This is a genomic window from Paenibacillus sp. FSL F4-0122, assembly GCF_038002845.1.
In the GTDB taxonomy this organism is placed as follows: Bacteria; Bacillota; Bacilli; order Paenibacillales; family Paenibacillaceae; genus Paenibacillus_AQ; species Paenibacillus_AQ odorifer.
In genome coordinates, this window is record NZ_JBBODI010000001.1 from 6,833,845 (window position 1) to 6,857,053 (window position 23,209).

20 protein-coding genes are annotated in these 23,209 nt (G+C 43.9%); 9 read left to right on the plus strand and 11 right to left on the minus strand.

Annotated elements, in window-relative coordinates; genetic code table 11:
- Window positions 1-128 precede the first annotated feature (128 nt).
- Window positions 129-938 (plus strand): YheC/YheD family protein, encoded by an 810-nt coding sequence (locus MHH49_RS30120; protein WP_076309888.1) that lies wholly within the window; start codon window positions 129-131, stop codon window positions 936-938.
- Window positions 939-1,009: 71 nt separating this feature from the next.
- Here MHH49_RS30120 and MHH49_RS30125 read toward each other — a convergent pair whose 3' ends face one another.
- Both MHH49_RS30125 and MHH49_RS30130 read right to left on the minus strand, forming a co-directional pair.
- Window positions 1,010-2,032, minus strand: a complete 1,023-nt coding sequence (locus tag MHH49_RS30125) for an NADP-dependent oxidoreductase (protein WP_341138747.1) — start codon at window positions 2,030-2,032, stop codon at window positions 1,010-1,012.
- 127 nt (window positions 2,033-2,159) lie between these two features.
- A complete protein-coding gene (locus MHH49_RS30130; protein ID WP_038569940.1) occupies window positions 2,160-2,456 on the minus strand; it encodes an ArsR/SmtB family transcription factor in 297 nt (98 codons plus the stop codon).
- A 129-nt stretch (window positions 2,457-2,585) separates the two neighbouring features.
- Here MHH49_RS30130 and MHH49_RS30135 point away from each other — a divergent pair, with 129 nt between their 5' ends.
- Window positions 2,586-3,365 (plus strand): AraC family transcriptional regulator, encoded by a 780-nt coding sequence (locus MHH49_RS30135; RefSeq protein WP_341086208.1) that lies wholly within the window; start codon window positions 2,586-2,588, stop codon window positions 3,363-3,365.
- A gap of 44 nt (window positions 3,366-3,409) precedes the next feature.
- On the opposite strand, the gene MHH49_RS30140 is transcribed toward MHH49_RS30135, so the two are convergent.
- On the minus strand, window positions 3,410-6,277 hold the full coding sequence (locus MHH49_RS30140; protein ID WP_341138748.1) for a glycosyl hydrolase 115 family protein: 2,868 nt from the start codon (window positions 6,275-6,277) through the stop codon (window positions 3,410-3,412).
- Window positions 6,278-6,518: 241 nt separating this feature from the next.
- On the opposite strand from MHH49_RS30140, the gene MHH49_RS30145 reads away from it, so the two are divergent.
- Entirely contained in the window at window positions 6,519-8,261 is a 1,743-nt protein-coding gene (locus tag MHH49_RS30145; protein WP_341138749.1) for an SGNH/GDSL hydrolase family protein, read from the plus strand.
- Between the two features lie 86 nt (window positions 8,262-8,347).
- Here MHH49_RS30145 and MHH49_RS30150 read toward each other — a convergent pair whose 3' ends face one another.
- The gene (locus MHH49_RS30150) at window positions 8,348-9,298 is read right to left on the minus strand and encodes a methylenetetrahydrofolate reductase (protein ID WP_341138750.1); all 951 of its coding nucleotides are present in this window, start codon (window positions 9,296-9,298) and stop codon (window positions 8,348-8,350) included.
- Between the two features lie 240 nt (window positions 9,299-9,538).
- Here MHH49_RS30150 and MHH49_RS30155 point away from each other — a divergent pair, with 240 nt between their 5' ends.
- On the plus strand, window positions 9,539-9,937 hold the full coding sequence (locus tag MHH49_RS30155; protein WP_036689594.1) for a cytidine deaminase: 399 nt from the start codon (window positions 9,539-9,541) through the stop codon (window positions 9,935-9,937).
- 135 nt (window positions 9,938-10,072) lie between these two features.
- On the opposite strand, the gene MHH49_RS30160 is transcribed toward MHH49_RS30155, so the two are convergent.
- Complete coding sequence (locus MHH49_RS30160; protein ID WP_341138751.1) at window positions 10,073-10,447, minus strand: hypothetical protein; 375 nt, start codon at window positions 10,445-10,447, stop codon at window positions 10,073-10,075.
- A gap of 154 nt (window positions 10,448-10,601) precedes the next feature.
- Entirely contained in the window at window positions 10,602-13,241 is a 2,640-nt protein-coding gene (locus tag MHH49_RS30165) for an adenosylcobalamin-dependent ribonucleoside-diphosphate reductase (RefSeq protein ID WP_445667562.1), read from the minus strand.
- 404 nt (window positions 13,242-13,645) lie between these two features.
- On the opposite strand from MHH49_RS30165, the gene MHH49_RS30170 reads away from it, so the two are divergent.
- The 3 genes from MHH49_RS30170 to MHH49_RS30180 all read left to right on the plus strand — a co-directional run bounded on the left by MHH49_RS30170 (window position 13,646) and on the right by MHH49_RS30180 (window position 17,631).
- Window positions 13,646-15,391, plus strand: coding sequence for a DEAD/DEAH box helicase (locus MHH49_RS30170; RefSeq protein WP_341138753.1), 1,746 nt, complete (start codon window positions 13,646-13,648; stop codon window positions 15,389-15,391).
- Complete coding sequence (locus tag MHH49_RS30175; RefSeq protein WP_341138754.1) at window positions 15,388-16,452, plus strand: YqhG family protein; 1,065 nt, start codon at window positions 15,388-15,390, stop codon at window positions 16,450-16,452. The genes MHH49_RS30170 and MHH49_RS30175 overlap by 4 nt, the downstream gene beginning before the upstream one ends.
- A 156-nt stretch (window positions 16,453-16,608) precedes the next feature.
- Window positions 16,609-17,631, plus strand: coding sequence for a hypothetical protein (locus MHH49_RS30180; protein ID WP_076280309.1), 1,023 nt, complete (start codon window positions 16,609-16,611; stop codon window positions 17,629-17,631).
- Window positions 17,632-17,713: 82 nt separating this feature from the next.
- Here the strand turns inward: MHH49_RS30180 and MHH49_RS30185 are convergent, their stop codons facing one another.
- Window positions 17,714-17,902: a YqzE family protein gene (locus MHH49_RS30185; protein ID WP_036689445.1), complete on the minus strand. Its 189-nt coding sequence runs from the start codon at window positions 17,900-17,902 to the stop codon at window positions 17,714-17,716.
- Window positions 17,903-18,085: 183 nt separating this feature from the next.
- Between MHH49_RS30185 and MHH49_RS30190 the strand changes: the two genes are divergently transcribed.
- Window positions 18,086-18,838, plus strand: coding sequence for an N-acetylmuramoyl-L-alanine amidase (locus MHH49_RS30190; protein WP_235219580.1), 753 nt, complete (start codon window positions 18,086-18,088; stop codon window positions 18,836-18,838).
- Here the strand turns inward: MHH49_RS30190 and MHH49_RS30195 are convergent.
- The 3 genes from MHH49_RS30195 to MHH49_RS30205 form a co-directional block, all read right to left on the minus strand.
- The gene (locus MHH49_RS30195) at window positions 18,825-19,685 is read right to left on the minus strand and encodes a divergent polysaccharide deacetylase family protein (RefSeq protein ID WP_076100825.1); all 861 of its coding nucleotides are present in this window, start codon (window positions 19,683-19,685) and stop codon (window positions 18,825-18,827) included. The genes MHH49_RS30190 and MHH49_RS30195 overlap by 14 nt on opposite strands.
- Window positions 19,686-19,790: 105 nt before the next feature.
- Entirely contained in the window at window positions 19,791-20,876 is a 1,086-nt protein-coding gene (locus tag MHH49_RS30200; protein WP_341138755.1) for a glycerol dehydrogenase, read from the minus strand.
- Window positions 20,877-20,958: 82 nt separating this feature from the next.
- Window positions 20,959-21,702 (minus strand): SDR family oxidoreductase, encoded by a 744-nt coding sequence (locus tag MHH49_RS30205; RefSeq protein ID WP_036689442.1) that lies wholly within the window; start codon window positions 21,700-21,702, stop codon window positions 20,959-20,961.
- A 68-nt stretch (window positions 21,703-21,770) separates the two neighbouring features.
- Between MHH49_RS30205 and MHH49_RS30210 the strand changes: the two genes are divergently transcribed.
- Window positions 21,771-22,448, plus strand: a complete 678-nt coding sequence (locus MHH49_RS30210) for a hypothetical protein (RefSeq protein WP_341138756.1) — start codon at window positions 21,771-21,773, stop codon at window positions 22,446-22,448.
- Between the two features lie 24 nt (window positions 22,449-22,472).
- Here the strand turns inward: MHH49_RS30210 and MHH49_RS30215 are convergent, their stop codons facing one another.
- Window positions 22,473-23,063: a TetR family transcriptional regulator gene (locus MHH49_RS30215; RefSeq protein ID WP_076100830.1), complete on the minus strand. Its 591-nt coding sequence runs from the start codon at window positions 23,061-23,063 to the stop codon at window positions 22,473-22,475.
- Window positions 23,064-23,209: the final 146 nt, after the last annotated feature.

Here is a 23,209-nt window from a genome sequence, read left to right on the forward strand (position 1 = left end):
GTTTAATAAATGCCTCCAATATTCATATGTAGAATTCTTTGCATGTGTTCTATTATTCTGTGTTTGCCCAAGCAAAAACTGCGTATTCCCGTAATATAGCCTATAGATATATAGAACGGAGGAACAAAATGAAGGAGCCAATACAGCGGATATCCAATAAGCTGACGAAAACAAGGGTACTGCTTAGAAAACAAGAGCTAAGGAAGTATATCCCGATAACGAAAAAAATGAATAAAAACGTACTCTATGAGATGTTGCAAAAACATAAAATGGTGTACATTAAGCCCTGCTGTGGATCTTTGGGACAGGGTGTAATCCGGATTGAAAGATCGCAAGATCATTCCTCCAAAAAACGACCAGCCTACAGCTATCAGTCCGGTACGCATAAACATACATTTTCTGATTACGAGATGGCTTATCGGGCAATCTCTAGCGAGACCCAAGGAAAGTCCTATTTGGCGCAAAAAGGGATTTGGCTTTTGGTTTATGAGGGAAGGCCATTTGATATCCGGGTTATGGTGCAAAGAAATCTTAAGGGTGGGTGGGAAGCTACAGGCATTGCGGGTCGCGTAGCTCATCCTCGCAAAGTGGTTACGAATGGGAGCCAAGGGGGAACGATTTATCCGGTAGAGGCATTATTAGAATCCTACACAAACGTAGAGAATAGTAGCGCGTTGATCCGGTCCATGCAACAAATCGGAGTGAACTCCGCCAGACAGCTGAGCACAGCCTATCCCGGCCTGCAGGAAATCGGTGTGGATATTGCTTTGGATCGACGCCTTAAACCATGGATCTTGGAAGTAAATACTGCCCCCGATCCGTGCCCGTTTACCAAACTGAATGACACCAGCATGATTGAGCGAATCGTCAAATATGCAAAAGCCTATGGCCGCACATACAATCTTAAATGCATGAAGTCCAAACAGGGTATGGTCTGAACGGATTTGATTGGTAATAATACAAACAGCCCTGATATATAAAAATCTCTACCAGAGCTGTTTGTGTTGTTTTAGAATTCGGAGTCGCTCACCTTAACAAGCATCTTCCCGAGGTTCGCACCTTGGAACAATTGCAGGAATGCTTCAACCACATTGTCGAATCCTTCAACAACTGTTTCTTCATATTTTAATTTACCTTCTGTTAGCCATTTTCCAAGCTCTTGAAGTCCTTCTGACTGGCGGGCTGCGTAATCACTAAGAACGAATCCTTTGATAAGGGAGCGGGTTTTGATCAATCTGCTCTGAATACGTGGACCCATATCTCCATCTGTACTATTATAGGAAGAAATAGCGCCACATAGGGGAATACGTGCATAATCATTAAGCAAGCTCATCACAGCATCTGAAATCGATCCACCCACGTTGTCAAAATAAACATCCACACCATTTGGACATGCTTCTTCCAAAGCCTGGTCTAAATTTTCCGTTGTTTTATAATTAATGGTTGCATCAAAGCCAAGTTCTTTTTTCAAATAGTCGCATTTATCATCGCTACCTGCGATCCCAACGACACGAGCGCCTTTGATTTTGGCAATCTGTCCAACAAACATCCCCACTGAACCCGCTGCTCCAGACACTACGACAGTCTCTCCTTCTTTCGGCTGCCCGATATCAAGTAAACCGAAATATGCAGTGAGCCCTGTTAAACCTAGAACACTTAAGTAAGCCGATACAGGTGCAATCGAATCATCGATTTTGGTTACTGCTTTAGCATCTACAGTATTATATAACTGCCAGCCCAGCATACCGATGACTTTATCTCCAGCTTTGAATAGCTGCGATTTGGATTCTACGATCTCTCCCACAAGTCCTCCAGCGATGACTTCATTAAGCTGATACGGAGGAATATACGATTTAGAATCATTCATTCTTCCGCGCATATAAGGATCCACTGACAAATACAACGTACGTACAACAACTTGTCCTTCTTTTGCTTCAACTACAGGAATATCTTTGAACTCGAAATTTTGCTGGGTTGGCATGCCTACAGGACGTGAAATTAAAAGGACCTGTTTATTTTTCAACTGATTCATAGATCACTACTCCATTAATATTTATTTTTGCTGCTACCTATAACTATTAACCAAACCCTGTACATGATTATCAAATAGTTATAAAACTATCAAACTATCAAGGAAAAATTATAGGTTTCCGGACATATTATAAACTGTCCAAGAAACCCGGTAATAATTCGCTAAACGTATCCTCTCGAAGCTGGCTAATCTTATTCTGCCCCATACGTGTGACACTTACTAAATCAGCTTCATACAAAATCTTCAGATGGTACGACACATTGGATTTATCCATTCCCATAGATTCACCAATGGACCCACATGTATTGTTCTCCTTATGGAGATGAAGATAACGAATCATTTCAATTCGTTTCACTTCTGCTAATGCTTTAAAAATCTTCACTCGCTTTTCATCATCTTTTAAGGAATATTGTTCGATAGTCATAAAACTATTGTATTCTTCTGATTGCGCAAAGTCAATTTACAATCCCATTTCTTAATTGGATTCATTTTTGTATAATATACCAATCGGCATTAGCGCGGATCTATTTATAAGGAAAGAGGGGTGGTAGAAATGGACATTACCAAATACGAAAATCTTGTTCCCCGTGTTTTTTTGTTCGTTGATCGCCGATCCTTCCCGGATTGGGAGATTACGAGGAGTAAAATTGATTTCCATGATCTTACCTTCATCGTAGAAGGAAAGTCTGACTATTTTATTAATGGAGAGAAATTCACGGTTGAAGCCGGGGATATGCTCTATGCCCCTTCTGGCAGCATTCGGGAAGCTCAGACTTTCAAGGAGGCACCCATGCGTTCTTTTGCCTTCAATTTCTTCTGGGAGGGTGAGGACAATCATGTGCAGCTCCCTTTTGAGACTGTAACTAGGAATTGGAGAACTAAAGAGATTCTAGAGGATATTAAAGAATTCTCACATATCTGGATGGGCAAACAACCTTTCTACAAAATGAAGGCCCGGGCCATCTTTCAACTGATTGTGTACCGCTTATTAAGTATCGCCCACCATCAAGAAACACCTCTGATAGATCTAAGAATCCAAAAAGTGATGGCCTATATCATGGATCATTATTCGGAGGAAGTTACGATCAAGGAGCTGGCAGATTGGGTTGCCCTAAATCCCGTATATCTTGGTAAGCTATTTAAGCAGAACACTGGCTCCACCTGTAAAGAATTTATAAACAAGGTGCGGGTGAACAATGCTGAGATGATTCTATCGGCTGGTGGTTTTAATGTGTCCGAAGTGGCAGCGCACTGTGGTTATCAAGATGTCGCCTACTTCAGCAACGTTTTCAAAAATATAAAGGGTTATCCTCCGTCATCTGCCCTGAAATAACGGAGGATCCGAAGCAACCCAGTTGTTCGCCCTATTAATTCAACCTAACTAAGAATGGACGCCGTCCCGCTAGTATAAAAGCTCTCCTCCGGCCCTAAATAGGAATAAGGAAGCTGGGCAGCGGACAATACAAGCTTTTGCAGAACCAGACCCGCATCCAATCCGTAAAAGCGGAGGGTATGAAGACCCTTCGTTAAAGCATGGCTGGTGGTTACAGCATGAATATTGTCCATAACCGCGCGGCACCATGGTTCATTATCATGATTGCCGCCTTCAAAGTTCGTTGGTAAAGCATCCTTAATCACGGGTCCCTGATCATCGAAACCTATCGCATATTTTAACCCGCTAGTTTGTGACAGATTGTTTGTCGGCGCAATATACGTGGTTAAGCTATAATCGGTGTCCTGCTGCACTAGAATCCGATATTCCAGACAAGGTGCATCCTCCGGTTGTTCAAAAGATACAGCATCCGGAAACATTTTAACCGAGGATAAAGAACGTCCATAGCTGTCAATGGTCTTCCATACCACCCCTGATTTCGAAACACGAGTTATGGTATGCTCCGCTTCAATGGACACGATATTATGGGTCTCGATGAATGTCATCGGTGGCATATCCGGAATGTCTATCCAATCCACGGCTGCCTTCACCTTAACTATATTCCCGGCACCGGAGATCGTAATTTCGCCCGTCGATGTTTCTTTGACCTTCTCCCAATCTACGGAAACCTGAAGCGTCTCCCCTGCCTCAATCCAGCCGCGTATTTTCTCAAGCTTGATCCAATCTACGCTGCTCCGCACCTGATATTCAAAACCCGCTTCTCCACCGTTACTGATTGTGATGCGATAGTTTTCTTTTTGGAGATTTGTAAATACCGGAAGATTAGCTGTGCCGGAAACATACGCTTGTTCCGTTCCTTCCACATCGACAATCATTAAAGAACCTCTGGCGGGCGTCAAGGTGTTTACATCCGGATATTTCCACCCTTCTGCATTCCAATGTATATACCCTACATGAGGGGAACTCATCATTCCCTGCCATTTTCCATCCGAAATTCCGCTATTATAAACCAGCTCCAGATACTTATCCCGTTCGATGGTTTCGCGGGTCAGAGCAGCGTAAGTATTTGCCAACATACTATTTCGTTTAACGTATAGATGGTTCAGTCCAGCATAAATTTGCATTTTGACCACATTGGCCGAGGCAACAGCAGGGAAATATACGAGCTGGAAGTAAGCATCCTTTAGTTGTTCCGGGATTAGCTCATCGTATTTGCCGGCAGCCTTCTCGATCATCACCGCTTGCTCCAGAACTCTGTGCGCCTCATTGTAATGGATAGGACTGAAGGTGGACGGATAAATAATTTCAGGCTTGCGCCGACCGTTCATCCGGGTATAATCCCCTAACAATTGTGCGATTCCCAGACATGTCTCTTGTTCCAGCACATATCCGAATTGCTGCCCTACCCAACGGTTGGTGTATTCCACAGTCCGATTGATTGCACCTGTCCCCCAAGCCTCAAAATCGTAGGCCAAATCCAGAAAGTAGGAAATGGGCAATTCCATAGGCTTCAAATCTCCGACGTTCACAATCCATACATCACGGATTCCATAGTCAAATGCCATACACATTTGCTCCCAGACTTTTTCAAGCGGGGTCGTATTTAACCATTCATAGGAATGCGGACCACCATGATAGTCAAAATGATAATACATCCCCCATCCTGCGCTGCGGTTACGTTCGTTTTTCGTCGGGATTTTGCGGAGATTGCCAAAGTTATCGTCAGCAAGCAGGATCGTAACGTCATTCAGAACATCCCAGTCCTTCAACCCTTCCACCCCGGCAGTGCCATACCAGTACTTCTCAACTTCCTTATAAACGGCCAAAATTTGCGGCGCATGTTCAAGATTGTATTTCTTCAATAGTTCTTTTTGCGTAAGTATAATGTCCTTAAGCAGATCAATATTCTCCTGATTGGAGCCCTCCAGCGCAGAGTCACTTTCCCCCCGCATGCCTAGGGTAATCAAGTTATCAAAGTCCTGATTACGCTTGATTCCGTCTTCCCAGAAATCTGTAATCGCCTGTTTATTACGGGCGAAATCCCATAGGTTACTTGTTCCGTATTGGCTGTATACCTTCTGCCATTCACTGCCTGCCCGGAATAAGGGTTCATGATGGGAGGTCCCCATAATAATTCCGTATTCTTGTGCATGCTTGGCGTTGGCAATCGGGCTGCTTTTACCATTCAGGCTGAATTCGGCGCTCCACATCGCCGGCCATAAATAATTCCCCTTCAAGCGAAGAATGAGTTCAAATACCTTGTCATAGAAATCTTCATTAAAGTCACCAAATCTTTGAGTTACCCAAGAACCTAAAGACGGCCAGTCGTCATTCAAAAAAATACCTCTATATTTAACCGAAGGCTCCTTGGAGATCACATGAAGCTTGTTATCAGGAATGGACAATGCCGGCTTCTTCTCCGGCACAATATCCGCCCAGTACACCCAAGGACTAACTCCAATCTTTTCGGAGATCGAATACAACCCGTAAATCGTCCCCCGTTTATCACTTCCTACAATGACGAGCGCCTTGTCCACTCCCGCTGTGGGTTGTTCAACCACCTGAATTTTATAACATTCTCTTTTACCTTGGATGACCGATACATCAACGGTTCCCTCCGCGATTAAATCATCGATAAAATCATTACTCCCTATCGATCCAGTGATTATGACTGTTCCATCCAATTCGTTCAATTGTGTATATATCTCAGGCTCAACCTCTGTTACCTGTTTAACATCTACTGCAAAAGACTGTGCCACCCGGCGTAATCCCTCATAATCTTTCCCCTTGGGGTCTACGTAAATCTTGGCAGCACTGCCCTGCTTCACAAGGTGCAATTCCTTCGTAGGCATGATAATTCTCCCCTTAAGCATCCTATTTTCGTATGACTAGGCACATTATATAAGTAAGCGATTTCAACATCCATGTGTAAACTAGCAACTTTTTGTAATTATTAAATGAAACTTTGTTTATCGGTTGAACAATCTGGATATTTGGTGTTACTGTTAACAGGTATTCCTTCTAACAGAAGCATGTTTTTTGCAAACGCATCCATAACAAGAAAAGCTTATACAAAAAGCGAGGATGATCAATATGAAAAACAATAACGGGGTCATTACAGGTGGCAAGATTGAAGGTCCAAAGGCGCCCAAGGACCCGGCTGAACGCAGGAATGGTTTTTTTGTGCTCTACGAAACAGCGATTGAGGCGACAGCCCGGGCCGAAGGTCCATCTTCACAGGAAGTTTATCTGGAAGGTAACTATCTAATCGACAAGGCCAGATATATTGGCGGCGTCACTGATGAGACAATACTGGAGCTGCTAGGAAACTGTGTTGGATTTCGCAAATTAGTCCATAGTATCGGAGTGTCTGTGAGAAGGGATCATGAGCAGAACGAGCCTATCTCTTTTCTATTGCAGAACTGGGGCAAAACCAGCAAATACGAAACAGGCAGCAGCATACGTGTGCCCTGTCCCTCCGACGGTTCAGAAGTCCTCTTAAAGTTAGAGGATTTGGAATGGTCTGAAGAGGATGCAGTGCTCGGCAAATTCGCTTTTGAATTTAAACATGAAGGCGAACTGGCCATCGCGAGTATAATTTTTTATTTGCATGACGGTTATTCTGTACCAGAGCTAATCATTGAACCGCCTGTAGCGTTTGATTCTAACGAATACCGGGAGATCATTACCCAATCCTTGCTTCATCCGGGCAATAATAAAAGATTAAAAACGGCCATCCATAAGGCTATAAAAGGTGAGGATGTCACGATTGCTTATATTGGGGGTTCCATTACTCAGGGAGCAGGTGCTAAGCCGATCCATACAGAATGTTATGCCTACCAATCGTATCTGAGATTTAAGGAATTATTCGGTACGAATGGTGGTGAGAACATCCATTTTGTGAAGGCTGGGGTAGGTGGAACACCGTCCGAGCTTGGGGTCATCCGTTATGAAAGGGATATTCTCCGGGAAGGTTCTGTAACACCTGATATCGTGGTGGTAGAATTTGCGGTAAACGACGAAGGGGATGAAACGAAAGGCAACTGTTTTGAAAGCTTATGCCTAAAAATACTTTCCGCCGATAATAGACCGGCAGTAGTTCTCCTGTTCAGCGTGTTTATGAATGACTGGAACCTGCAGGAACGGCTCTCCCCCATTGGCCGGGCTTATAATCTTCCTATGGTTAGTGTAAAGGATGCGGTATCCGGGCAGTTCCGCCTAAGCAAAAATGAGGGGAACATCCTCTCGAAACGGCAATTTTTCTATGATATCTATCATCCTACTAATGATGGTCACCGGGTAATGGCTGATTGTCTGGCTTATTTATTCTCCGAAACCCACAAAACGCTAATGGACGAAGATGATCTCCTATTGGATCAACATCCGGTCATCGGGAATGATTTTGCGGGAACCCTTCTGCTGGACCGCAAAAGCCATATTGACGCAGGCAGGATCGAGGTGGACGGATTTTCGGGGATCGATACCGATTTGCAGCGGGTAGAAATGGATACCAATCCTTTCGGAACTCCGGAATTCCCTCATAATTGGATGCATTCAGCGTCGTCTGGGGAACACAGCTTCAAGCTGACGATAACAAGCAAAAATCTCATCCTTGTATACAAGGATTCTGGCAGCAGCGAATTCGGCAAGGCAAACATTTACGTCGATGGTTGTCTTGTAGTCACCGCTGATCCACATGAGAATAATTGGACACATTGCAATCCGGTAATTCTTTATCAAAATGAGGTTAGTGGGGAGCATCAGGTAGAAATCAGAATGGTGCCGGAAGATCAGGACAAGTCTTTTACTATACTGGGCTTCGGCTATAATGTTTAATAATTTGACCTAGTGGCATATAACCTAAAAAGAAACCCATGGTCTTTAAATGACCTGGGTTTCTCAATAATTTGAGGAATCTTTTTCTATTTGGTAGGCAGCTTCTTATCCAAAATAGCCTTCACATCTTTAACAAGCTGTACGGATGCTTCAATCTCCAACTTACTTGTTGAAACACTTTCAATACTGCAACCAATAGGAATTCCCTTCTCCAGCCCGAAATCTAGCAATTCTTCAAAGATTTTTTGTGATAGCTGGATTGATTTATCCAAAATATCATTCGAGTATTTTAACTCGTTTTCTAACCATCCCGGGATACTGATCCCTAACCACTTCATAAATTGTAATGTTTTCGCCGTGCCGCATGGTGCAAGATTAAATAAAATAGGAACCATCTCAAAACCGTTATTTGTATAGTAATAATATAAATCAGACAATAAATTCTTAGATGCCTCTACATTATAAGTTGCCTGTGTAATAAAAAAGTTGCACCCATTGTTGGTCTTTTCGACAACCCGTATATGCTCATCATTCCTTTTTATATGTCTTTCCGGAATGACAACTCCGCCAAAAGTTAAATTGTTATTTAGCTGTTTACTTAGCTTATAAGCCTCTGGTAAATTCAATTTCACCTCTTGTTTACTTGACGAAGCGCCCACATACACGGAAAATCTATCTTCATTTTCGTCAGTTTTAACCCAATCCTCGAACTGGGCTCTAGTATCATTACCGACGCACCGGTAAATTATTTTTGGGACCTCCACCTGTCTTAGATATTTATCACCATAGACAGCCGGATCAATCGTTGGTAAATAGGGATAAGGTCTTTCATGATCCACTCTGTCTACTTCTTCCTGAACGTCGTACAGAATTAACGCATCTAAATCAAGGTTTTTAAGTCTTTCAACCTGTTTCTGGGCGATTTCCGAGACCTTTTCTGGTGCGTGGCTTGCCTTCGGTGGTGTCATCCCATATGTTATAATACCCGGTTTTTTGCTCAATATTTTTTGTTTAAATGTATTCTCTGCCGCTCCCACATTACAAAACCCCTCTACTCGTCGCTTTTAAGATAAGGTTACCATGGCGGGCTTAATATGTGTAACTTCTATTTACTATATCTAGTTATATTTTAAAGCTATGATTCCCTAATGATACTTTTCGAGTAGTACATGTTGACAACCATTTGGTGTGACTATAATATTAGAAGTCCTGCCAACCTTAAAGTTGGCGATAAGGGGACCGAAAGGTTCATTCTTATTTAAAAAAGGGTGAGTATTATGAATAAAGAAGAATTAATGGAAAGCGCACGTAACACAAAGAAAGCTGCTTATGCCCCTTATTCTAAATTTCCAGTTGGAGCAGCCTTATTACTTAAAGATGGAAATGTTATTAATGGAGTAAACGTAGAAAATGTATCTTTTGGCGCTACTAATTGTGCTGAGAGAACAGCAATCTTCACGGCTATTACAAAGGGCTATACTAAAGGTGATTTTCAGGCTATAGCTGTAGCAGGTGACACAATGGATTTTCTGCCGCCATGCAGTATCTGCAGACAAGTATTATCGGAATTCTGTTTGCCTGACATGCCTGTCTATTTAACCAATGAGAAAAAAGAAATCTTAGAGCTGAGTTTAAGGGATTTATTGCCTTACGCATTCAAAAATTTAGATATGTAAAAATAATTCCTCTCGTAGTGGAATAACAAAAACACGCGTACCTTTGTTAGACAAGTACGCGTGTTTTTTGTGTTAAAAAGCTTAGTCAGAACACAGATTTCACAGACCAGACACACCGCGTAAATACGATGTTACTTACCAAATCGCAATTCCAACCTTATCTTTTTCTTTAAATACTACCTTTATCATCTCCAAAGCATTTCTTACCCTACATTCAATAAATTCTTTATCATAGTCTGTATGTAGTTCTATAGTATCTAAATTATCAAGCAAAATAAGGAATTCACTTTCCAGTTTTTCTATTTCTTCATCAAATGCAAAAATATTCGTATTCTTTAAAGAATATATTAACTCACATCCGAGTTCACTAATTAAATCATTTCCCCAGAGAGTTTTTCTGCATGATTCGAAACCAAATAAATTATTGTGTGGTGCAGGTACCTGCTCCTCCAAAAAATTAGTATCTACAATTATACTTCCCTTTTGAATTGCACTAATTATCAAACTCATATAGTTAAAACCTCTTAATGAACATCATCAATAATAAAAAAACAAGCGATTCATTGAGATAAAAGATTAACACTTCCTCTCGATGATCGCTGGCTTTTAGCTATGCATAGTCACATTTCTAGTTTTCCCATAAAACACTTATTGGCTCTAACGTTTACCCACAACGACTATACCCGCAATTGCCACAAGTCTTACAGCCCTCAATATTAATTAGCGAGGCGCTGCCGCAGGATGGGCAAAGGTCACGGGAAGCCGTAGAGTGATTATGTCCATGATGACCACCATGTCCATCTTCCGTAGCTGACGGAACGCTCGATTTCAATTCCGCATTTAACGCTTCATTGAAATCCTCCAGCTCCAAAGTTGCTGCAATCGGAGCGGGTACATGATCATCATGAGCATTGTTCAGCACATGTGATTCCAGTGCCTTAGCTACAGCGTCAGCAATGGATTCAACCCGGTTCGCGCCGAAGCCGATAGCTCCTGATCCGCCAATGCCTTTCAGATGTTTGATCAACAGCTCCACTTTCTCACCATGATCTCCGTAACGGAGGAACAAGGAGCAGACACGGCCTAATGCTTCAGCCATAGCAAAGACGTCAGAACCCGCTTTACCTACATTCAGGAAGATTTCAGCCGGTATTCCATCAAGGTCATTGATCGTAATATATGCCATCCCAAATGGTGTGTTGATTTTATAGGTAGCGCCGCGCAGAACCTGCGGACGTTTTTTGTATTGTTTATCCGCCTCTTTTGTAGTCACTTGAGGCGCTGGACTTGCTGCTACAACACTTGTACTCGCTTCTACAGTAGTTGTAGCTTCTTCTGCCGCAACCGGAGCGGCTTCTTTTTTGTCTTCCTTCTTCGTGGTTTCCAGAACTTGAACGTCACGACTTCCATCGCGGTAGATCGTAACACCCTTACATCCTAGATCAAAGGCCATTTCATATAGCTCAGCCGTCTCCTCAACCGTAAAGTCAGACGGGCAGTTCGCTGTTTTGGAAATAGAGCTATCTACCCAGCGTTGGATCGCTGCTTGCGCACGGATATGATCTTTAGCTGACAGATCCATCGAAGTTACAAAGTAGTCCGGCAGCTCTTCACCCGGATGAGCTTCCAGCCACTCTTGAGCGATTGGAACAAACTGTTCATCATAGCCAAGACGACTTTGACGGAAATATTTAAAGGCAAAATAAGGCTCAATTCCCGTAGAAGTACCTACCATTGTACCTGTACTACCTGTAGGTGCTTGTGTAATCACTGTAACGTTACGCATACCATGTTCACGAATCGCTTCGCCAACCTCTGGATACGCTTCGACTATATTTTTCATAAAGCCGCTCATTAGATATTTCTCAGTATCAAAAGCTAGGAAGGAACCCTTCTCTCCAGCAATTTCTGCCGAAGCAAGGTAGGCTTCACGAGCCATAAAGCCGTATAGCTTGTCCAGAAACTCCAACGATTCCGGGCTGCCGTAACGGATGTTCAATTTAATCATCAGCTCCGCCAATCCCATGGTTCCGAGACCCACGCGGCGTTCCTTTTTCTGGTTCGCTTCATTTTCCGGGAAATGATAAGGTGTTTTATCAATTACATTGTCCAGAAAACGGACCGAATAACGGGTTGTAGTCGCAAGATCTTCCCAATCTACATCATGATTTTTCTCATCGTAGAACTTGGACAGGTTCACCGCAGACAGATTGCAGACTCCCCAGCCTGGCAGGCCTTGCTCTCCACAAGGATTCGTACAAATAATCGGGTTGAAATACCAGCTGTTAGACATCTGGTTATAGTATTCCATGAACACGACGCCTGGCTCAGCGGATTTCCATGCCGATTCAATGATCGTACGCCACACGTCACGCGCTTTTACGGTGCGATAATGGATAACGTTTTTGCCGGCAGCTTTCCACTTGTCGAGATCGCCATCCCATATTTCGTTATATTCAGGATCGGTTGTATCCGGGAATACGAGATCCCAGTCCAGATCTTCTTTTACAGCCTTCATAAAACCATTGCTCACACATACCGAAAGGTTAGCATTAGTGACTTGGCCCATCGTTTGCTTCACGGTAATGAAGTCCTCAACATCGGGATGCCAGTCATTAATCATCAACATGAGCGCGCCACGACGGCTGCCGCCTTGCTCAATAAGCCCCGTAGTATAACTAAACAAACCGCCCCAAGATACGGAACCACTGGATGAACCATTAACCCCTCTAACAATCGCACGACGAGGACGCAATGAAGACAGGTTAATGCCCACACCGCCACCACGGGCCATAATCTCCGTCATTTCAGACAATGTCTGCATGATGCCGCCACGGCTGTCTTTTGGAGAAGGGATTACATAACAGTTGAACAATGTTAATTCTTCACTAGCACCTGCACCAGCCGCAATACGTCCACCCGGCACAAGCTTCCAATCATCCAGAATTGAACGGAATTTGCCCGCCCATTCTGCTTGAAGCTCAGGTGTCTTCTCTACAGAAGCCATCGCTGTGGATAGACGGTCCCACATTTCCTCAGGAGTTTTTTCTATATTAAGGGTCAACTTTTCAACATCCGATTTCACAAACTCACCGCTGCGTGTCTTTACAGTTACGATTCGACCACTGCGCTCCACAATTTCTCCGACTTCCTTAGTTGGAAACTTCGGATCATCTTTGGTCAGCACCAATACAACGTCGCCTACTTTAGCATTGTTGCTGTCTGCATCCTTCCAAGCATAACGATCCAAAAATATTTTTTCACTTAGCCCTTCAAGGCGTTGCTTACGTTCCACTTTACTCAATAAAAAAACCTCCCGCATGTGTAGTAGATATTAGTTTCCGGTCCAAGGTATGGGCCCACAACAAAAACTCCCTTACCATCCTCCACTGCTTAACAGGTGTATGTAGGAAGCTCATCTTGTCAATAACAAATACCAGCTAAGCACTCTATAAAAAATACATTTTCAAGCTTTTGTCACAATATATTGTGTGCGTCAGCTTTTAAACTATACCACATATTGTATCGAAGGTCTTATTCGAAAATAGAGTCAAGTTGCCGAATTATCGCAAACGTTGCTGCTTTTTCTCGCTCTTGCTCTCTTTTTTAAAGGCTATCGTGAAAAATAGGAGGTTATGAATTCTCTCGTTTACGAGCATACTACTCTTACGAATGGTGATATAAATCCGAGCTTGAGGAGGCTGCATTATGACGCAATTATTCCGTAATTCTCTACCCCAGCAAGGGGGAACACCCGCGCCGATACTGCCTGTTCCTCTTTCTTTTGACCGGAATTGGTTGCAAGATCTGGAGCTCAAATTGGAAAAGGGCGGCCCATGGGGAGACTACCGTTTATCTAAGCTTGCCGTACAAGGAGAGGAAACAGGTCTAGTAACGAGCTTCGATGAGCTGCAATGTATGAAGCATTTATCCGGCTTGTCCCCTCTTCCCCATCAGCTGGATACAGCGCATAAGGTTCTGTTCGAAATGTCAGGCCGCGCGATTCTTGCAGATGAGGTTGGACTGGGCAAGACCATTGAAGCAGGACTGGTGCTCAAAGAATATCTCGTACGCGGTCTTGTCTCCAAAGTGCTTATTCTCGTACCTGCTTCTCTAGTATTGCAATGGGTTCGTGAGCTGAATGCGAAATTTGGCATCACTGCTGTCGCTCAGAAAAAAGCCTATTCTTGGGGCAACGCCATAGTCGTCGCATCGATGGATACCGCCAAACGAGATCCGCATAAGGAAATCTTGCTGGAAAATGAATACGATATGTTGATCATTGATGAAGCTCACAAGCTGAAAAATAAAAAATCGACCAATTATCTATTTGTACAGCAATTACGCAAAAAATATTGCCTGCTGCTCACCGCGACTCCCGTTCAGAATGATCTGGGCGAACTCTTTAATCTGATCACTATACTGAAGCCGGGGCAACTTGGAAATCAGGGCGATTTTGCCTCGAATTTCGTGGTTGATAAACGCCTGCCCAAGAATGAAGGTCAACTGCGGGACGAGCTTTCGAAGGTCATGATCCGCAATCGCCGTGGTGAAGGTCCTGTTAATTTCACGAAACGAAAAGTCCGTAATATTCCCTTAGTTCTCTCCCAAGAAGAGAAAGATTTGTATAACAGTGTTACTTCCTTTGTCAAAGACCAGTATCAGGAATCCGGCGGCAATCTTAGCAGTATGCTTTCTCTGGTAACCCTTCAACGTGAGGTGTGCAGCAGCCGGGATGCCGTCTTTATCACTTTAGTTAATTTGATCAAAAAGCTGCCTGCGGATTCCCCAAAAAGAGACCGGATGATGGAGCTGCTACAGACCCTCCGTACCGTTAAAACAAACACTAAAGCTGAAACAACCTTAGCCCTCATTCAAGAAATGAATGAAAAGGTCATCGTTTTCACGGAATATCGCGCAACTCAAGAGTATTTACTACAGTATTTCCGTGAACATGGGCTGATGTGTGTCTCTTATTCCGGCGGAATGAACCGTGGAAAAAAAGATTGGATGATGGATCTTTTCCGCGGCCGCGCTCAAGTTATGATTGCAACGGAAGCCGGTGGTGAAGGAATTAACCTGCAATTTTGCCACCATATGATCAACTTTGACCTGCCCTGGAATCCCATGCGCGTGGAACAACGTATCGGCCGTGTCCACCGGTTAGGGCAAGAAAATGACGTAGTGATCTACAACTTGTCTACGCAAGGCACGATTGAAGAACATATCCTGCATCTGCTGCATGAAAAAATCAATATGTTTGAAATGGTGATTGGCGGGCTGGATGTAATCCTGGAACGTTTTGAAAAGAAGGAATCGCTGGAGAAAAGTTTATACAAAATCATGCTCGAATCCCGCTCCGACGAAGAATTGCGGCATGAGCTGGACCATATTGGTGAATCCCTCAGTGAATTGACACAGGGTATTAAAAAAGAAAGTGGGACTGCGACATGACCCTCACCGCACAGGAAGTACGCAAGCATGTGATGGACTATCTTGAAGCCACTGAATGCTCCATCATTGAGGCTTCGCCCCTTCACGTAACTGTGAAATTATCACCTAGAGCTGACAAAATGCTCACCGACCGGCCGTATTATTGGGGATTCGTGGAGCGCACAGGTGTAGATCCTGAGACCCTTTCTTTCACCTTTGTTTTTGATCCGGAAAAATACGACAGTCAAGCTGCAGTAGAGGTTCCCCCCATTGCAAATCGTAGTGCTGGCATTTTGAATCAAGTTGTCACCGGAAGCCTAGCTACAGGCGAAACAAACGATGCAGAGGCCAGCGCTGACTTACTCGAATCCGCCTCCCCCGGCTCAGAAGCAGTGAATGCTCCATCTACTGACCCGGAGGAAAGTATCCTAGCCCGCTACTTCGGCATTGTGCCGGCACTCCCACGAATTGGGCCAGGAATGATCCGCAGAGAGGATATTATTTACGGAAGCAAGCGATTGCAACAGATTTGGAACGCCGCTCGGGACGAAGGGAAATGCCTTTACTTATTTGAGGACCCGGGCAGCAGGCAGCGAAACACGCTGTTCTCTGCCGCTTACGAGCCATGGCTTAGTGTCTGCTATAAAGTGGAGATGAGCTGCGATTTGAAACGTGAAGAACTCCATTATCTTGGCATCTCCCTAACAAAGGGAACCATCATTGATGACTTTAATGCAAAAGTTTCCACAAAAGAAATGATGCCACGCTTGCCGGAAAATGTGCATATCCAGCCTTATGAAATGACAGTAGCAGCCGCTACCGACTTATTGGAAACTCATCTTACCGCTCAGTTAGCCGAACTGGACTACACTTGGGCAGAACAGGCACGTGAGCGGCTAAGGGTTGAACTGGACATCATTGATGTCTATTATGGAGAGCTGCTGAAGGAGCCTGACGAAGAAAAACGCCTAGCGACTCAAGAGCAGTATAATCGGCGTCGACAAGAGACCATTTGGCAATATGAGCCGCAAATCGCAGTTTCTGCGGTGACCTATGGACTGTTTCATCTGCGGAGCCTATAGAATGCGACCCTACTCGCTAAAAGCAGGCAAAAAAACAAGAGAACTTCCGCCTTCCGGCGCGACAGCAAGCAACAGCCTTTTTATAGCTTGTCCTCTACAATAAAAAGGAAGCTTTTACTTTCTGATATTTCATAACAAAGAAAGGTGAACGACGCCATGAAAATAAGTGTACGGCGGAGGCTGCTTCTTGCAGGTCAAAGCTGCTTCCTCCTGCTTCTATGCATCGGACTCATCGCAACGAGCTCCGGTTCCTCTTCTGCGCTTGCCGCTTCCAGAGTAAGTGTAGTTGATTCAGTCACACAGGATTTAATACCTTTACTACGGATGGATATCTTACCTTCACCCGGTACAGTCCAGGAATTTGCCAAGAGTACACTGAACAAGCTCGCAGCAGAAGCTCCATTTACAGCCTGGAAGGACGCAGGAATAGAATATTATCCTCTGGGTCCAGGTACTCATAGCTGGCTTGTCAACGTTATGAAAGGTGAACAGCGGATCGGCTACATGATCATTTCCGCTACGGATCAAGGTGGGTATATGCTTAGCGAATATGGAGCTGGCACTTACGGACTCCCCTATAGTTTATTAGAACTGCGCCAATTTTTGGTGCAGGAAGGACTTATACCTTCATCTTATACAGGAAAAATAAAACTCACAGCCTTATATGCACCACTTCTACCCGTATGGAAAATCGTCATTGACGATAAGACAATATTTATCAATGCTTCCGTGCCGCAAGTTTTACCGTGGACGCTAAGTAAAGCGGAAGAAGTGCTTAAAGGACAGCAGACAGAAACGGATGTAATCACTAACCTAACTACTGATTTGTCTCCGCTTTCGGCCTATCAAAGCGGGGGAACAGATGATCCTTATAAAGATATCATGTGGTTGACCTCCCCAAAACTGCTTGCTGTAGGCGGTGACAATATCGCCGCACTGATTCGTCCCAAGGAAAGTATTGCTTATCAAGCCGCTGGCCAAAATGATATCGTAGGGGCACCTTTCATGATTACAGGTTATCAAAACTGGTTGCCTGCTTCGAATAAAACAAAAGCAATAAACAACATGCCTACCGTTTACGCAGCATCAGGGCCAGAAGGAAGACGGTATTTGCCACTCACTGCCTTGCAGGCTATAGGAACACTGCACAAGCTGCCCGACAGAAATATCTATAACTAAACATAACAAATAACCTTCCGCTGCCATCCTCAACAAGGCACTGGAAGGTTATTTGTTATTTGTTATTTGTTATTTGTGAAATTCAATCCTTGTCACTGTGGCTCCATTTGCTTCGCCAGATCGACCAACCAAGCGGAAGCATACCGAACCATTTCTGTGACCACGGCTGCTTTGTAGCCGCTCTACGAGCATGAATGGCACGCGGATCCTCGATATAAACAACTACCTTCTCAGTGATATACTTTACAAGCTCATCGCCGCCGGAAGCCATTTGTAACACCTCCTACATTATAAGTGAATTAAGATAACCAGCGTCGTTCCATGCTCTTAGTGTGCACCAGCGAGCATATATCTAAACTCTTGTCCCGGATTGTTCGAATAGGTTTACCTATTAAAGCACAATCTAACAAAGAATCTAGGGCACGAGGTTATTCACATGCAAGGAGGAGTTCATTTGAACAATGGGAGAAATAAAGCTTATTCCAAGACAGCAGCTGCAATATGCGGCTTACGTATTACTTTAACTACAGTTGGACTTCTAATGCTGTTTGTGGGGAGTGCATATGCTTCTGCAACTCCATCCAAACCCGTAGTGAATGATGAACGTCAGCATCTCTTAAGCCACGGCCACCGTATGATCTTAATTGATGCAGGACATGGGGGGATCGACGGAGGTACTTCCTACGGCAACATTCTTGAGAAGGATATTACATTAGATATCTCACGCCGATTATTTCTGCTGCTGCGCAGTGATGGATTTGATGTTGCCTTAAATCGTAATGGAGATTATGCCCCAAGTGATGAGAACCGCTGGCTGCGCAGTAAATCCCGACATCTGCGCGATCTTGCCCAGCGTAAAGAACTGGCTGAGACATTACCAGCTACCGTAGTGGTCAGCATCCATGTTAACTGGGCACCTTCTCCTTCCAAACATGGTCCGCTTGTATTATATCGCCAAGAAGGCCGCAGCTTTATCCTTGCCCAGACCATTCAGCAACAATTAAACAGTCTCTATAATATCCGTGCTGAGACAAGACCGGGTAAGCCCTTTTATTTACTCAACAAAATAACCGCCACAACTGTAATTGTTGAGGCGGGTTTTGTAAGCAGTCCGACAGATCGCGAAAAGCTATGCACCCCTAAAGGGCAACAAGAAATTGCAGAAGCGATTGCTGGCGGCATAGTAGCTTATCTTATGGAAGTGTAGGATTGGAGTTCCAGTTCATTTCGTTTTTGACTAGATCAGAAATGCCTATAAATTCAACATCATCTTTTATTTGCTCAACACCGCTGCGGATGCCTGCGGCGGTTTCTTTTCCATATACACCAACATGACCAATGGTTACGCAGAATCGTTGATCCTTCGCCAGGTTATTTACGAGGCCCATTTGTTTCAGGACATGATTGGCTGTGTGTGTATCATCCAAAAAGATATGATTCTCTACACGCGGCAGCCCCATTCGATAAGCCATATTGCCAGCAACAGAACGGTAGTTGGTTTTACTGTCCACAAAAAACAATCCCCGCTCTTTGCACACGGATAAGATCACACCCATAATCCGTTCGTCCCCGGTAATCTTAGAGCCCATGTGGTTATTTATGCCGATAGCATAAGGCACATTATCGAGTGCTGCCTCTACTTTTTGACGGACTTCCTCATCAGACATCTTGGCCAGTACAGCTCCTGGTCCAAGCCATTTAGGATTACCTTGGCGCGGCTCCATCGGTAAGTGGAGAAGAACATCATCTCCGCGTTCATGCGCGCGTGTGGCATCCTTCACAGATGTAGGCAAAAAGGGCATGACCGCCACCGTAAGCTTAATCGGCAGTGAAAACATTTCATCCGTCCCCTTCATGTCATTGCCGAAATCGTCAATAATAATTACGACCTTATTACGTCGAGATGCCTTCTCTTCACTTGGTGTGTTTGTAGGGTTGTCTCTGGACTCGGCAGCTGAAACAGACGGTACCACGGAACCGATTAAAGTAACCATTAGAGCAGCAACAGCAATCCAAATCAGTAAATAACGTTTGAAACTTCGACTGTCCTTCATCAAGAGGAACGCCTCCTTCGTCTTAAACAATTGTTCTCATTGTTTGGTTCACGAAGGTTAAATATGTACGAGGAAGGTTCGCAATAATTTACAGTCGAGTTTTTTCTATTGTCCCCGTGCGTCTGCGGCAAGAATAGCTTCCAGCACATCCAGTGCTTGAATTTCAATTGGCATATTCCAGATGGGGCTATCCTTAGAACAGCTAGCTTCAGCTACAGTCATCAACTGATCGATATCCTTATTTGTAATCCCAAGATCTTTGAGAGTAACGGGAAGGCCGATTTTTTTGCAGAAATCAATCACCTGATCAATCTCTTCATATGGTGCTTTCTCCAGTACAAGCTGAACGATCGTAGCAAAAGCAACCTTTTCACCATGAAGTGTATTCCTGCATTCCTCATGCAGCGTCAATCCATTATGAATCGCATGCGCTGCAGCAAGTCCGCCGCTTTCAAACCCAATGCCACTTAAGTAAATATTGGCTTCAATAATGTGTTCCACCGCAGGAGAGGTAATGCCTTGCTTAACATCTTTTAATGCCGTTTCACCCTCTGCTAGAAGGGTATCCAGACAGGCACGAGCTAATGAAAGGGCTGCAATTGTGCTAGTCCCACCTGCATGGGTAATAGCCCCAGATTCTCGGCAAGCTCTTGCTTCATAAAAAGTAGACAACGCGTCACCCATTCCAGCAACAAGCAATCTTGCAGGAGCTTTGGCAATGATATCGACGTCTACGATAACCAGATCGGGATTTCTTTTTAATGGAAGATAACAGTCAAAGTCTCCTTCATCCGTATACAACACTGATAAAGCGCTGCGAGGTGCATCCGTTGAAGCCACTGTGGGTACAATAACTACCGGGAGGTTACTCATGTGGCTTACTGCTTTTGCCGTATCCAGGGTCTTGCCGCCACCAATCCCTATAATGACTTCCGCATCCTTCAAGCCAAGTGCTGCAACTATCTCATTAACCTGATTACTGCTGCACTCGCCCTTGAATTCAGTCATCACTAGTGGCATTTCGTTCATTTCAAAACTGTATGTGATCTCTTTTTTGTACACAGAGAAAATATAAGGATCAATAATGGCATAAGCTCTTGTCGCTCCAAGCTGCGAACAATAATCTCCCAGCTTACGAATTTCACCATGTCCTTGTATATATTTAGTTGGTGAGCAGATGATCTGCGTCATGGTTCACTCCTCCTTTTATTTACATTCATATTAGAAGGATTGACCACATTCAGCTATTAAAAAGATCCCTTTAGCCACCAGCTTAAATAAATCCACCATTCACACGGATCGTTTGCCCTGTAACCCACTGTGATTCCTTGCTGGCTAAGAACAACACAATGTTTGAGATATCCTCAGGCTCGCCTAAACGTCCAAAGGAATTCATATTTCCCACGGTCGCAATCTCTTCCGCTGATTTCCCTACGGTAAATAACTCCGTATTCACAGGTCCCGGTGAAACAGCATTGATAGTGATTCCTTTTCGTCCAAATTCTTTGGCCAGCTGACGAGTGATTTGTTCCACTGCTCCCTTAGTTCCTGCATAGACGCTGTAGGTCGGGAACATTTGACCCGTAACGGAAGTTGAAAAATTGATAATCCGTCCGTTATCATTCATATATTTAGCTGCTTGCTGGCAAGCAAAAAAGGTGCCTTTCACATTAATCGCAAACTGCATGTCGAAATCCTCTTCTGTCATATTTAGAATCGGCTTCGTGATCATAATACCAGCGTTATTGACGAGAATGTCGAGTTGTCCATAGGCTTCTAGTGTAGTTTGGAATAACTGTTCAAGTTCTGCCACCTGGCTGATGTCTGCCTGAATAGCGACGGCCTCTCCACCCTTTTGCTTAATACCGGTTACGACTTCCTCGGCTTTGCCGGGGTTACTCGAATAGTTAACGACCACCTTCGCACCTTGTTGTGCCAAGTTCTCCGCAATCTCCCGGCCCATGCCTCTCGATGCACCTGTTACTAATGCTACTTTTCCAGCTAAATTGTGGTTCATATTTATTCCTCCTATTACTTTGTCCTTCTTGTTGGTCTGATTATAAATCGATCGATTACAAATTACAAGTGACATTTTTTAATATTTGTCATTCTAATTCGCTTTTCACATATTTTGCAACAGTCGCTCAATTCAGCCTAATCTACGGGATTTATACCGCTCATTCGCTGCAAGTCGCTCAATTCAAACTAAACTGCGGGATTTATACCGCTCATTCGCTGCAACTCGCACAATTCAGCCTAATCTACGGGATTTATACCGCTCATTCGCTGCAAGTCGCTCGATTCAGCCTAATCTACGGGATTTATACCGTTCATCTGCTGTTAGTCGCTCGATTCAGCCTAATCTACGGGATTTATACCGCTCATTCGCTGCTAGTCGCTCGATTCAGCCTAATCTACGGGATTTATACCGTTCATCTGCTGCTAGTCGCTCGATTCAGACTAATCTACGGGATTTATACCGTTCATCTGCTGCTAGTCGCTCGATTCAGCCTAATCTACGGGATTTATACCGTTCATTCGCTGCAAGTCGCTCGATTCAGCCTAATCTACGGGATTTATACCGTTCATCTGCTGCTAGTCGCTCGATTCAGCCTAATCTACGGGATTTATACCGCTCATTCGCTGCTAGTCGCTCGATTCAGCCTAATCTACGGGATTTATACCGCTCATTCGCTGCAAGTCGCTCAATTCAAACTAAACTGCGGGATTTATACCGCTATAAGACACAAAAAAACCTCCTGAACATCAGAAGGTTTTAATTAGATACTACAAAGAAATCCCGGAAAGGAGCAAATCCCAAACAGAGGCGAAATCCTGATCAATCGTAGCCGACTGCCACTCTATAGCATGTGCTGGATGATGGTACCGCGAAGTAGCATTAAAAATTGCTCTAGCCGTTACCACTGGTTCCACCACTCTATACTCTTTGGATTGTATGCCTTTTTCAATAATGCCTGCAATTTGCCCAATTAATTGATCTACGTGTAGGGTAATCATATCCACCGCTTCTAAAGTTACAGCTGCGTACATAGCAAACATTTCGGCATCATCCACAGCATAGGTGCGTTTACTACGAATCAGCGTGTCCATCCATAATCGGAGCTGCTCTTTGGCATTCCCATCAAAATGCTCTGAAATATTCTTTAAAGGCTCTGAAATATTATACTGCAACCATCTTTCGGTTACTGCTTCTCGCAAAGCAGATTTACTGGAAAAATGTCTATACAACGTACCATGACTTACTTTAAGCACCTTCGCTACATCAACAACAGAAGTCTTGTCCGGGCCAAAACGCCGGAGCACTTGTTCAGCCGCGTCCAAAATTTTTTCTTTTGATAATGGAAGATCATTCGACATATGTATTCCCCTCGCTCTATCTCTGGTGGTAATTATCATAGCATATCATGTTCAAAAACGAACTGACAATATTGCCACTTTGTCATTCGTTAAATCATTATCAGTATATACTCACACCCATTTATTAAACTTAGATACACGTCTGG